The following is a 13,343-nucleotide window of genomic DNA, read 5'->3' on the forward strand; positions in this document are numbered from 1 at the left end:
TTAGTCGCATCATTATCCTCATGTGCCAGAATTATCTAGGGCAGAAACTCAAAGTATTGTAAGCTGTATGGATTTCCGAAAACAACCAACACCACTTTTGTCCTTCCTGAAAGCGCTTCCGTAAACTTCCTCATTTCTTCGCTTACGTTATAATTCTTGGAAGCAAGACGCGACATTCCATGCAGGTCAATAATCACCAAATCATACTTCGCCAGAGAGTCTATCAGATTCTTAAATCCAGTCCGGCTATGCTCCTGTGATTGGTTAAACAAATCCATTTCAGCAAATTGGTTGATATGATTTTGAAACATGGAAGTGCCGCTGTTTCCAATAGAGAGAGAGGCTACTCTTTTATAATCCCAGTCTTTAAATGGAAGTCGTTTATCCAAATTAGCAGCTATGGTGATCGCTTTTTCATAGAGTTTCTGGCGAAGGAGTGTAGCCTTCGTGTTATTCAAATCCGCATAAAGGTTTCCCATCTTAATCCGTTGCGGATTATTTAATCCCAACTTATATTTATAAGCCAGCACTTTCTTCACCCGCATTTGAAAATCAATAGGCGAAATCTTTCCGCTGTCCACCGCGGATTTGATTTTCTGAATTCCCTCGTTTGCATTTTCACTGAAAACAAGAATATCATTACCGGCCATGAACGCAATAGAATCTACCGTCCCAGGCTTATAAAATTTACTCACCCCCTTCATGTTCAGCGCATCCGAAAAAACCAGACCGTCAAAACCCAGTGTGACTTTCAACAGATCGGTCGTCACTTTTTTAGAAAGAGAGGCCACCGAACCAGTGTCACGATCCAAAGAGGGGATATTCAAATGTGCCACCATCACACTTCCCACATCATTGTTCACCAATGCTTTAAAAGGGTAAAGCTCCAGACTATCCATACTCAGCGCACTTTTCAAGATAAGGGGAAGTTCTTTGTGAGAATCCTGGTTCACATCACCGTGGCCCGGAAAATGTTTGGCACAAGCCAATATACCTTCGTCCTGCAAACCATTGGCATAAGCCACCCCTTTTGCTGCCACCTTAAATTTATTCTCGCCAAAGCTCCTTTCATTGATAACCGGATTATTCGGATTATTATTCACATCCACATCCGGCGCAAAGTTGACATGGATTCCCATTCGCTTGCATTCCCGCCCAATCTCGCGCCCCATGTCATAGATCAATTGGTTATCGGAAATTGCTCCAAGCGTCATTTGTTTTGGAAATGAAATCGTTGAATCTAATCGCATCGCCAAACCCCATTCTCCGTCAATCGCCACCAAGCAGTTGACCTTCGACGAATCCTGCAATTTGTTCGTCCACTTTGCTTGTGCTTCAGGCAGTCCCTTAAAGAAAATCACTCCACCGGCCTTGCCCTTCTTTACCAAATTCAGTACCGAATCCATGTTGTAGTCTTTCCCCGAGGTGTATGCAGGAAGCATGAAGAACTGCCCTATCTTTTCCTCTAAAGACAATTGATTATAAACTGAATCTACCCATTTCATACAGGCTTCATCCTTCCGCCAATTGACAAAATCAGGATTCTGGCCTGCGGAATAAAGAAAGCACGAAACAGAAAACAGAGCCAGAATAATTTTTTTCATAATCGGTATAAAACAAGGAAACATTTCGGGCTTCCGGGTTCATCTATTAAACGACTTTTCTACCCTTTTATGTTGATTGAAATTCACAAATAAATAGAAGGAAGAACTGCCGCCGAGAGCGAGGCAAATAATTAAGTTTGCATTTCATGGACATCATCAGACTGCTACCCGACAATATCGCCAACCAAATTGCCGCCGGAGAGGTCATTCAACGTCCTGCATCGGCTGTAAAGGAAATGATGGAGAACTCGATTGACAGTGGCGCCAATCACATCAAACTGATTGTGAAAGCTGCCGGCAAAAATCTTTTGCAGGTGATTGACAACGGCTGTGGCATGAGCGAAACCGATGCCCGCATGTGTTTTGAAAAACACGCCACTTCCAAAATTCGCGAAGCCGAAGATTTATTCAATATCCGAACGATGGGCTTTCGCGGCGAGGCGCTGGCTTCTATTGCGGCTATTGCTCAAGTGGAACTTAAAACCCGACAATCAAACGAAGCCCTCGGCACTTGTATTGAAATTGAGGGGATGAAGGTTTTGAAGCAGGAGCCATGCCAAACACCGGAAGGAACTTCTGTGGCGATCAAAAATCTATTTTTCAATGTACCCGCTCGAAGGAATTTCTTGAAGAGCGACGCTGTTGAACTGAAAAATATTATCGAGGAATTTCAACGCATTGCGCTGGCGCATCCGCACATCGGCTTTCAGTTATTCAATAACGATTATGAAATGTTTCATCTCAAGTCGGGAAATATGAAACAGCGAATCGTTTCGCTCTTTGGTGATAACTATGCGCAGAAAATTGTACCGGTAGAAGAACAAAGCTATTCGCTGCATGTATATGGATTTATCGGCAAACCCGAATTCTCCAAAAAGACTCGAGGGGAACAATATATTTTCGTCAACAACCGGTTTATCAAATCTCCCTATCTGAACCATGCGGTTTCTATGGGCTATGAGCAAATGATGCCCAAAGATACCTTCCCTTTCTTTGTATTGTTCCTCGACATTGATCCTACTAAAATTGACATCAACGTCCACCCTGCCAAATATGAAATCAAGTTTGAGGATGAAAAACTGGTTTACACCTTTGTGAATCTGGGAGTGAAACATGCGCTCGGTGCTTATAGCATTTCGCCCACCCTCGATTTTAACCAAGAGGCACACCTCAACACCAGCGGTGCTTTTGACCAAACACCGCGCACCTGGATCGAAATCACTCAGCACGCTACTCAAAACAAAGAGGCCAAGAAGTTTGCTCCCCCTTCTAATTTCGAACCTTTAAGTCGGCGAGAAGAAAACAATCTGAAGAACTGGGAAAGGATGATGCCCTCCTCGAAATCAGCACATAGAGATCAGACATCAGCAATCAGTATTCCGGACGAACATGACGAACACGAAGTCATTAAAGAAGCGGTTCCTCCTCATCAACTCCATAACCGTTATATCGTTTCGCAAATCAAGAGCGGATTTATTTTGATTGACCAACAAGCGGCACATGAGCGCATCATGTATGAGCGCTATCTCAAACTATTAGAAAAACATAAAAACGAAACCCAGCGGCAACTTTTTCCGCAGAGTTTAGAGTTGAGTGCCTCCGATGCACAAATCATGCTAGAGATTCTTCCCGAAGTCAACAACTTAGGTTTTGAGATACAGGAGTTTGGCAAAAACACTTTTGTCATCCACGGTTTCCCCGCCGATATTTTGCAGGGCGATGAAAAGAAAATGGTGGAAGAACTCATCGAGCAGTATAAAATGAACGCCACCATCAGCCGCCTCAGCAAAAGAGAAAACCTCGCCCGCTCACTGGCACAAAGTTCTGCCATCAAAGCCGGAAAAACTCTGGGACAGGAAGAAATGAAAACCCTTATTGACGAACTCTTCGCCTGCCAAAAACCTTACCACGCCCCCAACGGGCGCTTCACCGTCATTTCTTTCAGCAATGAGGAGATGGAGAAGCGGTTTGAGAATAAATAATACAAATATCGCGCTCTTCGGGCAAAGCCAAATGCCGGATGTCTGACCAGAACTGGTTGGAACACTCTCCTCAGGTCTTCTCCCCCCACACCGACCCCAGTGCTAGTTCGAGCACGACCCAGGGCTTGAGGCCGTGGTGATAGCAGATTTTTAAAAAATACCACATGCTGAGGCGACATTTGGTTTGTGTGTTTTCAAATTCGCCATAATGCTTGTGGCAGATTTCGGCCTTGTCGGCAAACTGGCCCTGGGTTAATTCTTTCTCTTTGCGATAAGTAAGAAACCATGTACGAAGCCGATTGTTGAGCTTATCTATGTTCATAGGGTAATTGTTATGGTTACCCAAATTTCCATAAAAAAATCAGTTAAATAAAAAACCGGTTATAGCCGGTTTTCTTTAGCCAAAAGCGACTTTTATTTGCACCCATTATTTTTTAACCACAAAAACAAAAACATGAGAAAAGCAAATTCTCAAAAATGTACGGCAAGAATAGCGGTCGAAGTCATTGCGCACTTTTTGCGCCTGTATCGCGGCCATGAACGGTAATCCCGTAAATTTCCCATTCCGCCCTCATCTGGCCGACTGGGACCACCGGCCTACGGTCGATGCTTGGGAACATGCCGAAACGGCGGTAGACCGCTGCAAACATCAGCTGAGTGCGGCGATGGCTGTGGCGCGCCGCCAAATTGAAAAAGAAAGGCGGCGATGGAAATAGTGGCAAGAAAATAGTTGCCTACGTGCAAGTTCAAAGCGGGCGGCGTTTTTATGGGGCCAGCGGCGGAGATGCAGTTATCATCGAAAGCGCCAATATGTTTGTTCAGGATTCAAACGCTCCGGACCATGGCATTCCCACACAGGTGCAGCATCTTTCTTTATCTCATCATGATTTGTTCGGACATATTGATGCGCATTGGGACGCGGTTCATCACTACGGTCATGTTTGGTATAACATCCGCTATACGTTTACGGACCCTCTGGGCGGCGGCACCATCACTTGGGTTCCTTTCGACCATGATGTTTCTTCCACAACGATTGATTTCTCAGACCCTGCTCATGCCGGACAGATTGTTTGGTTTGAGGTGCGGGCGGTAAATGCGGCGGGAGCCGGGGAGTGGAGTGTAGCTGTTCCGATTATTATTTCAAGCGGAGTCCCTGCACCCTGATTTTCTTTTAAAAGGCTCATTTTCAGCAAAAAACCTCGCCAAAAGCGAGGTTTTTTGCGTTTTATACCAGAGGCAATGCACTCTAAAATTCGATTTTAGAGCATTGATTTTCAGTTTTAATCCGCTCAATTCCCGGCTTCTTGCACTGACTTGCAGATTATGTGCAATTACCACCCGGCCATCTGCGTTAATTTCCAGGATAATTGCACTCACCGCTCGGCCAAGCGCATTGATTCCGACAGTTTGCGCACACGCCGCATGGCCAACTGCACTAATCTCCTAGTTTAGTGCATACGCCTCATGGCCAGATGCGCTAATTGCTGAATTAAATGCACTCACCTCTCGCATCAATGCACTCGGCTGTGGTGGAAGCGCGATTATTTTTGGAGGAAATGGGAAATGAAATACAAGATGCTTCACTTCGCAGAGCCTACGTTCAGAATGACAAGCCTTCAGAGGGTTGTCATTCCGACGAAGGAGGAATCTTATTCTTTTCACCACCCGGCTTTGTGAGGGTTGGTGACGCATAAAATAATTCAATTTTTATGAAATGCTAGACACCAATCACCGCGAAGATTGGGATGCCGTTTGCAAATCATTCAATCTGATTTCTAAAGTCTGCCTTCTTTTTAAACTACAAAAGTCTTTAAGACTTTTGTAGTTTGTTCAATACACAAGGTCATCCTATGCTTGCATTCAGGAATTGAGAAGCCGATATGACGAAGTTAGATAGAGATACTTCAGTTCTGTTTCAAAGAATTCCCTTTAGCTCTGCGAGTTGGGTGATTTCAAAAGTCACGGGTTCTCTTTTTCGTTGTTTTCTTGGATTGAAAAACACCTGATCCAGTCCGGCGTTTCGAGCGCCTACTATGTCGGTATTATAATTATCGCCCACCATGATGCTTTCATAGGCGGTCGTATTGGCTCGTTTCACTGCCAAATCAAAGATCTGTTTATCCGGCTTTTGTGTTCCTACTTCTTCCGAAATAATGATGTGCTCAAAAAAAGGTTTGAGACCTGAATGTTCAATTTTAATCCACTGCACTTCTGCAAAACCATTGGTGATGAGATGAAGTGCATATTTCCCTTGCAAATACTTTAACACTTCAAGTGCATCAGGAAACAGCGCCGTCATTCTGGGGCTGAGGGACTGATAGGTGTCTGCCAAAATCTCTGCCAGTGCTGCATCTCTGATTCCAAATTCTTTCAGCGTGTCATAAAATCTTCCATGACGCAATTTTTCCTTAGATACAATCCCATTGTGATAGCGCGCCCAGTAAGTATCGTTGATGCGCACATATCTTTTATGGAATTCTTCAAATGAAGGCGCTCCTTTCTCCTCCAGTTTATTATCCCCGAACATTTTTTCCAACACCAATCGCGAATTGGTTTCAAAATCCCAAAGCGTATGATCGAGATCAAAGAATATGTGCCTATAGGTTTTTAGTTCCTCCATCATTTCATCCTCTTTTCGTCTTATTCACTGATCTCCTGACAGAGTTCAATCAGCACTCCGTTGGTTGATTTTGGATGAAAGAAAAACACGAGTTTATTATCCGCTCCACGCTTCGGTTTTTCTGAAATGGCCTGAAAACCTTCTGCTTTCAATCGTTCCACTTCCTTTTCAATATTCTCTACTGCAAAAGCAATGTGATGAATTCCTTCACCTTTCTTTTCAATGAACTTTGCGATAGCGCTATCTGGGGAAGTGGCATGGAGCAACTCTATTTTCGATTCACCGATTTCGAAGAAAGAAGTGTTTACGTGTTCACTAACCACCGGTTCTATTTTGTAGTGTGGCTTTCCGAAAAGTTTAGCAAAAAGAGTGTTGGAAGCCTCTAAATCTTTCACCGCTATTCCTATGTGTTCTATCTTGAGCATCTGTCAATTTGTCTTAATAAAGACAAAGGAATGATTATTGATGTAAATTTGCAGCACCAAAAATAATCAGTATGCTATTTGTATCAGATAATGCCAAGAAGAAGATTGAAGAAATCATGCACGAACAGAAAATGACCACAGATCATTTTATCCGCGTTTCTGTTCAGGGCGGTGGTTGCTCGGGGCTTTCCTACAAAATGGATTTCGATAACAAACTGAATTCAGACGACCAGCAATTTGAAGACAAGGGAGTGAAGTTGGTCACCGACCTGCGGTCTTTCCTCTATGTCTGCAATACGACTTTAGATTTCTCAGATGGCTTGAACGGAAAAGGGTTTGAATTTAAAAACCCAAATGCCTCGCGCAGTTGCGCTTGCGGCGATAGTTTTGCCGTTTAACGCTCACGCTTTCTCTACCATTCTTTGTAGGAAAACGTTCTGGCTGCTACGGCCAGAAAAATAATCACCAAAAGCAGGATGGCTATCATATAATACCAGTTTTCACTTAAGTATACGCTGAAACGATAGTTTTTGATTCGTTTATCTGCTTCTTTATAAGTACCGAGTTTTTCAAATTCGGAAATGGCCTTTTCCAGGTCGCCACTCTTCTCTAACGTAATAGCCTTCATATATTGTGCATCCAGAAAAGAACTATCCATCAGCAGACATTCATCAAAGTCTGAAATAGCTTCCTGAAAGCGAGCAGAATGATAAAAGGCCAGCCCCCGGTTGAAATAGCCCTCCTTTTTTGAAGGATGACGGGCAATGATTTCAGAGAAATAATAAACCGCCGAATCGTATTGATGATTTCGAAGGTTTTCCTCCGCCTGCCAATAAAGCGGGTCGGTATCTGCGGCAGAAAGATGTGAAGAAGTAAATGAGAGAATAAAGGATGGAAGAAACAATAACGAACACCGAATGATGCACATCGAATGACGAACGATATAAGGCAAACAACGGTGAACAGTTAAACTGCTATGCATACAGCGGGAACTGCTTCATATACTCATTCACTTCGCCTTTCACCTTCTTGAGTACATCTTCATTCTCGGGAGCCATCACCACGCGGTCAATCCAGGCCGAAATTTGTTCCATGTCATTTTCTTTCATGCCGCGAGTAGTAACCGCCGGAGTCCCCAGACGAATGCCGGAGGTAACAAAAGGTGATTTATCATCAAAGGGAACCATGTTCTTGTTACAGGTAATATCGGCTTTCACCAATGCGTTTTCTATCAGCTTTCCGGTCACATTCTTGCTGCGCAAGTCAATCAACATCAGGTGGTTATCTGTTCCACCAGAAATCACTCCATATCCTTTATCCACCATTGCCTTCGCTAAGGCCTGTGCGTTTATCTTCACCTGTTTCTGGTAGGTTTTAAATTCATCGGTCAGTGCCTCGCCAAAGGCAACTGCTTTAGCAGCTATAACATGCTCTAAAGGTCCGCCTTGAGTGCCGGGGAACACCGCACTATCCAAAATAGCACTCATCATCTTCACTTCTCCTTTCGGGGTTTTATCGCCCCAAGGATTTTCAAAATCTTTTCCCATCATCACCACACCTCCTCTCGGCCCGCGAAGAGTCTTATGTGTGGTAGAAGTAACAATATGGCAATGTGGCAAGGCATTATCCAATAATCCTGCCGCAATCATACCGGCAGGATGCGCGATGTCAGCCAGAAGCAATGCCCCCACTTCATCTGCTATGGCGCGGAAGGTCTTGTAATCCCATTCGCGCGAATAGGCAGAAGCACCACAGATGATGAGTTTTGGCTTTTCCTTTTGTGCGATTTCGCGCACCTTGTTCATGTCTATCAGGCCGGTTTCTTTCTCCACTCCATAAAAGGAGGGGACGTATAGCTTGCCGGAGAAATTGACCGGCGAACCATGCGTAAGGTGACCACCATGCGACAGATTGAATCCAAGAATTTTATCTCCCGCTTTCAAACATCCGAGCATTACCGCTGCATTGGCTTGTGCACCGGAGTGCGGCTGCACATTGGCCCATGCGGCACCAAACAATTTCTTCAGACGTTCGATAGCGAGATTCTCCACCTCATCCACAAACTGACAGCCACCGTAATATCTTTTGCCGGGCAAACCCTCTGCATATTTATTCGTCAGGCAGGTCCCCATAGCCTCCATCACTTGAGCAGAGGTAAAGTTTTCGGAAGCAATCAATTCAATGCCTTCACGCTGTCTTCCAAGTTCCTTCTTTATCAAGTCAAAAATCGGTTGGTCTCTGTTCATCTTTTTCGTTTTGCGCGCTAAAATAAACCTTGAATTTTAATCTCGGATTCAAATAATATTCACTTGGATATTTCCTTTTCTGACAAATTGGTTTTTATTTTACAGCATCATCCTAAATGAACCCTTCATTTATTAACCCTCAAAAAACTCCTTTATGAAAAAAGCATTTCGAATTCTTCTTTATATGGTTGTTATAGTTTCAGCTTTGGCTATTAGCTTTATTGGATTTATTGAAGTGCGCGGTGTTCCGAAATATGATGTAGAGGAAATTGATTTCCCTCAGGTACCTTTTGATTCTGCCATGCTGATGAACGGAGAGAAAATTGCGGCGGTTCAATGTGTTGTGTGCCATCGAGGCAGCGACGGAAAACTTTCGGGACGACTGTTACAAGAATTACCCCCCGATTTTGGCGAAATACATTCTGCAAATATCACGCAGAGCAAGGAACATGGAATTGGGAAATGGACAGATGCTCAAATAGCTTATCTGCTGCGCACCGGTGTCAAGCCCGACGGACAATTCCTGCCTCCCTACATGCCCAAGTTCCCTCACCTGAGCGAATATGATTTGAAGAGTGTTTTGGTGTTTCTCCATTCCAATATCAATTATGTTCAAGCCTCAGAAATACCCAAGGTACAAAGCAAGCCATCGTTTCTGGTCAAGTTCCTGACGAACATGGTACCGACATTCAAAAAAATCCCTTATCCCTTCGCACCTATTCCTGAGCCGGATACGAATGATTTGCCCGCACTCGGAAAATATTTGGTCACCGGTCGTTATGATTGTTATCCCTGCCATTCCAGAGACTTTAAAACCATGAACATGACCTACCCAGAAAAAAGCGAAGGTTATCTAGGTGGTGGCAACAGGATGATGAGTTTAGATGGGAAAGAGCGCTTCACGGCCAACATCACTCCAGATGAAGCCACCGGTATCGGTAGTTGGACTAAGGAAGATTTTGCCAATGCCATGCTTCATTCAAAAAATAAAAGCGGACATACTTTGCGCGAGCCTATGCTGCCTTATAACGGTATGACCAATTTAGAAATAGACGCTATTTGGAAATATCTTGAAACGGTTCCGGCTATTAAGAACAAGGTGGACCGGAAATGGGCGGAAGATTAAATAAAATAGACTGCTGATTCTTTGTGCGGGTCATCATTAGAATGAGTTAAATCATCTGTATCATGACAATAATGATACTCAGTGTCCTATCTTCGTCAAATGAAAACATTAGTTCTTGGTGCTTCGACCAACTCCGCGCGCTATTCTTTTATGGCTACCCAGTTACTTCGTTCTAAAGGTCATGAAGTAGTGGCAGTAGGCAAAAGTGAAGGAAGCGTGGGCGATGTTCCTATCGTTCATGATTTCCCACCAGTGAAGGATATAGATACTATTACCCTCTATCTCAATCCTCTTCATCAGGAAAAATATTACGACCAGATATTAAATGCTCAGCCGCGCCGAATCATCTTCAATCCGGGTGCCGAAAATGAAACCTTGCGGAAGATGGCTGAAGAAAAAGGAATCCTCACCGAGATTGCCTGTACTTTGGTGCTGTTGAATACAGGGCAGTATTGAATATTTGATCCACAGAAACAGATACCCCATCCAAAACAAACAAGCCCCGTTCAGATAGCTATCTGAACGGGGCTTGTTATTTAAAGACATTCCAAGTTTCTAAAACTTGGAATGTCTGATTTATGCGCGAGAGAACTTCAACGATACTCTAGCGTGTCGGGGAAACGAGCTTCCAACTGGGTGAGGTAATCCTTTTCAAATTCCTTCATTTTATTGAGTGGTACTGTTCCAGCTAGGTTCTTGGCACCCACATAAAGAATAGCCACTTGCTTTTCAACGGTGAAAGGCGAGAACTGTGCTTGCTTTAGAATTTCCACGTTGCGGGCACCTTTGTCCAAGATGGCTTTCGTAGCTGGATCCAGATCAGAACCGAATTTAGAGAAGGCTTCCAACTCACGGTATTGAGCCTGGTCGAGCTTCAACGTACCCGCCACTTTCTTCATGGACTTGGTTTGTGCATTACCTCCCACACGCGATACCGAGATACCTACGTTGATGGCAGGACGGATACCGGCGTTGAAAAGGTTCGACTCTAAGAATATCTGTCCGTCGGTAATCGAAATTACGTTGGTTGGGATATAAGCCGATACGTCACCGGCTTGTGTTTCAATGATAGGAAGCGCAGTAAGAGAGCCTCCTCCCTTCACAAGAGAGCGGATAGATTCAGGAATATCATTCATACCAATCGCTACTTCCTGATTGGCATTGATCTTTGCAGCTCTTTCCAAAAGACGACTGTGCAGATAGAATACATCACCGGGATAAGCCTCACGACCCGGAGGGCGTTTCAACAGCAGGGACACCTCGCGGTAAGCCACCGCTTGCTTACTCAAATCATCATAGACAATCAATGCCGGGCGACCTGTGTCGCGGAAAAATTCGCCGATGGCGCAACCTGCGAAGGGAGCATAAAACTGAAGTGGAGCCGGGTCAGCAGCAGAAGCCGATACCACCGTGGTATAGGCCATAGCACCATGATCCTGAAGTGTTTTCACCACACGAGCCACGGTAGATGATTTTTGTCCACAGGCTACATAGATACAGTAAACCGGTTCTCCTTTATCATAAAATTCTTTCTGATTGATAATCGTATCAATCGCCACAGCAGTTTTACCCACCTGACGGTCACCGATAATCAACTCTCGCTGTCCACGACCAATCGGAATCATCGCGTCAATCGCCTTGATACCGGTTTGCAGCGGTTCATTCACCGGTTGACGATAAATAACACCCGGAGCTTTTCTTTCTAAAGGCATATCATACAAAGTGCCGCTTACCGGTCCTTTGCCATCAATAGGTTCGCCTAAAGTATTGACTACCCGGCCTACCAAGCCTTCGCCTACTTTAATCGAAGCGATCATACCGGTTCTCTTCACCGTATCGCCTTCTTTGATTTGCTCAGAGGAACCCATCAATACCACCCCTACGTTATCTTCTTCCAGGTTCAAGACAATCGCACGGATGCCATTGTTGAACTGCACCAGTTCACCCGCTTGGGCATTGGTCAATCCATACACGCGGGCGATTCCGTCACCCACCTGCAATACGCTTCCTACTTCCTCTAATTCTGCGGCGCTTTTAAATCCTGAAAGCTGCTCGCGGAGGATGGATGATATTTCATCCGGTTTTATATCTGCCATGTTGTTTGTTGTTTTATTTATTTATTCGGTTGTTCACAGTTAGCGGTAGGAAGGTATTTCCTGCTAACCGCCATCCGTTGACCGCCTACTAATAATACTTCTTGATATACGAATCGTCTCTTACTATGCTATTCAATCCTCTTAAACTTCTGCTCACACTGGAGTCAATCATCTTGCCGTCATATTCCAGAACAAAACCTCCAATCAGGCTTTCGTCTATCACTTCCTTCAATTGAATTTCATCCAGCTTTTCTCTCTTTTTCAACGCAGCGATCATATTAGCTACCAATCCGGCATCCAACTTGATGGCCGAAGTCAGTTTTACGGGCGTGATATGTTTCAGCTTGTTATACTGAATGATGAAAGAACCCACCATCTCGTGGAAATAAGATTCTCTTCCCTTCTTTATCATCAGGTTGAGAAACTGGAAAACCATCGAATTGATTTTTGCTTCAAACAAAAGTTTTACTACGGTAAGTTTCCGATCTGTTGGAATGATCGGGCTTTTGAACATCAACTTCAAATCCCTATTTTCTTCAAAGATTTTATCCAGCGATTTCATCGTTTGAAACACCTCATCCACCTGTCCTTTTTCATCGGCCAGTTGGAGAAGTGATTTAGCGTACCGGGTAGCTATTCTGTAGGAACTCATTTTCTTTATTTAGAACCAAGAATCAAGACACAAGTCTATCTTATGTCTAAAGTCTTCTGTCTGATTATCTAGTTTAAGTTAGCTTCTTTAGCCAGTTTGTTGACGAATTCGGTTTGTTCGTTGCTGCTCTTCAACTCTTTGCGAATCACCTTTTCTGCAATCTCCAGAGCCATCAGTCCTACGGTGTTTTTCACTTCGGTAATAGCAGCTTTCTTTTGAATCTCAATTTCACGAAATGCCATTTGAATCTTTTCCTCCGCCTGTTTCTGTGCGGTGTTCATGATGTCGGCTTTCACTCTTTCAGCCGCCTCTTTGGCATCGTGAAGAATTTTGTTTCTTTCTTCTTTGGCCTGATTGAGCAGGTCTTCATTCTTAGCGACTAAATGCGCCATTTCTGCCCGCGCCTTGTTGGCTTCGTTCAGAGAGTTTTCGATGGTATGTTCCCGTTCCTTAATCATATTAAGGATAGGTTTCCATGCAAATTTGGTCAGGATAAAGAGCAGGAGGCTGAAACTGATCACCATCCAGAAGATCAATCCTATTGCCGGTTTTACGAGATCCATGAGAAAGTATTTAGTAGATAGTATTTAGT

15 protein-coding genes are annotated in these 13,343 nt (G+C 44.0%); 6 read left to right on the forward strand and 9 right to left on the reverse strand.

All coding sequences use genetic code 11. The features are described 5' to 3' along the window. Positions 1–35: 35 nt before the first annotated feature. Complete coding sequence (locus IPP77_10545; protein MBL0310089.1) at positions 36–1,604, reverse strand: glycoside hydrolase family 3; 1,569 nt, start codon at positions 1,602–1,604, stop codon at positions 36–38. A gap of 146 nt (positions 1,605–1,750) precedes the next feature. Here IPP77_10545 and mutL point away from each other — a divergent pair, with 146 nt between their 5' ends. Continuing rightward, positions 1,751–3,586: a DNA mismatch repair endonuclease MutL gene (mutL, locus tag IPP77_10550; protein ID MBL0310090.1), complete on the forward strand. Its 1,836-nt coding sequence runs from the start codon at positions 1,751–1,753 to the stop codon at positions 3,584–3,586. Between the two features lie 70 nt (positions 3,587–3,656). Here the strand turns inward: mutL and IPP77_10555 are convergent, their stop codons facing one another. Continuing rightward, a complete protein-coding gene (locus tag IPP77_10555) occupies positions 3,657–3,908 on the reverse strand; it encodes a hypothetical protein (protein ID MBL0310091.1) in 252 nt (83 codons plus the stop codon). A 335-nt stretch (positions 3,909–4,243) separates the two neighbouring features. Between IPP77_10555 and IPP77_10560 the strand changes: the two genes are divergently transcribed. Beyond that, a complete protein-coding gene (locus IPP77_10560) occupies positions 4,244–4,750 on the forward strand; it encodes a fibronectin type III domain-containing protein (GenBank protein MBL0310092.1) in 507 nt (168 codons plus the stop codon). Between the two features lie 329 nt (positions 4,751–5,079). Next, positions 5,080–5,280, forward strand: a complete 201-nt coding sequence (locus tag IPP77_10565; protein MBL0310093.1) for a hypothetical protein — start codon at positions 5,080–5,082, stop codon at positions 5,278–5,280. Between the two features lie 221 nt (positions 5,281–5,501). On the opposite strand, the gene IPP77_10570 is transcribed toward IPP77_10565, so the two are convergent. Further along, the gene (locus IPP77_10570) at positions 5,502–6,206 is read right to left on the reverse strand and encodes a noncanonical pyrimidine nucleotidase, YjjG family (protein ID MBL0310094.1); all 705 of its coding nucleotides are present in this window, start codon (positions 6,204–6,206) and stop codon (positions 5,502–5,504) included. Positions 6,207–6,226: 20 nt separating this feature from the next. Further along, positions 6,227–6,631, reverse strand: coding sequence for a methylmalonyl-CoA epimerase (gene mce / locus IPP77_10575; protein ID MBL0310095.1), 405 nt, complete (start codon positions 6,629–6,631; stop codon positions 6,227–6,229). Between the two features lie 71 nt (positions 6,632–6,702). On the opposite strand from mce, the gene IPP77_10580 reads away from it, so the two are divergent. After that, complete coding sequence (locus IPP77_10580; protein ID MBL0310096.1) at positions 6,703–7,029, forward strand: iron-sulfur cluster assembly accessory protein; 327 nt, start codon at positions 6,703–6,705, stop codon at positions 7,027–7,029. Positions 7,030–7,043: 14 nt separating this feature from the next. On the opposite strand, the gene IPP77_10585 is transcribed toward IPP77_10580, so the two are convergent. Beyond that, positions 7,044–7,613 (reverse strand): hypothetical protein, encoded by a 570-nt coding sequence (locus IPP77_10585; GenBank protein ID MBL0310097.1) that lies wholly within the window; start codon positions 7,611–7,613, stop codon positions 7,044–7,046. Further along, positions 7,606–8,877, reverse strand: coding sequence for a serine hydroxymethyltransferase (locus IPP77_10590; protein MBL0310098.1), 1,272 nt, complete (start codon positions 8,875–8,877; stop codon positions 7,606–7,608). The genes IPP77_10585 and IPP77_10590 overlap by 8 nt, the downstream gene beginning before the upstream one ends. A 154-nt stretch (positions 8,878–9,031) precedes the next feature. Here IPP77_10590 and IPP77_10595 point away from each other — a divergent pair, with 154 nt between their 5' ends. Together IPP77_10595 and IPP77_10600 are read left to right on the forward strand one after the other, a co-directional pair. After that, on the forward strand, positions 9,032–10,003 hold the full coding sequence (locus IPP77_10595) for a cytochrome c (protein ID MBL0310099.1): 972 nt from the start codon (positions 9,032–9,034) through the stop codon (positions 10,001–10,003). A gap of 99 nt (positions 10,004–10,102) precedes the next feature. After that, on the forward strand, positions 10,103–10,459 hold the full coding sequence (locus IPP77_10600) for a CoA-binding protein (GenBank protein MBL0310100.1): 357 nt from the start codon (positions 10,103–10,105) through the stop codon (positions 10,457–10,459). Positions 10,460–10,596: 137 nt separating this feature from the next. Here IPP77_10600 and IPP77_10605 read toward each other — a convergent pair whose 3' ends face one another. From IPP77_10605 to atpF, 3 genes are all read right to left on the reverse strand, one after another. After that, on the reverse strand, positions 10,597–12,099 hold the full coding sequence (locus IPP77_10605; GenBank protein ID MBL0310101.1) for a F0F1 ATP synthase subunit alpha: 1,503 nt from the start codon (positions 12,097–12,099) through the stop codon (positions 10,597–10,599). Positions 12,100–12,187: 88 nt separating this feature from the next. Next, on the reverse strand, positions 12,188–12,751 hold the full coding sequence (gene atpH, locus IPP77_10610; GenBank protein MBL0310102.1) for an ATP synthase F1 subunit delta: 564 nt from the start codon (positions 12,749–12,751) through the stop codon (positions 12,188–12,190). 68 nt (positions 12,752–12,819) lie between these two features. Further along, positions 12,820–13,314, reverse strand: a complete 495-nt coding sequence (atpF, locus tag IPP77_10615; GenBank protein MBL0310103.1) for a F0F1 ATP synthase subunit B — start codon at positions 13,312–13,314, stop codon at positions 12,820–12,822. Between the last annotated feature and the right edge of the window lie 29 nt (positions 13,315–13,343).

Source organism: Bacteroidota bacterium (genome assembly GCA_016722375.1).
GTDB lineage: Bacteria > Bacteroidota > Bacteroidia > Chitinophagales > LD1 > Bog-950.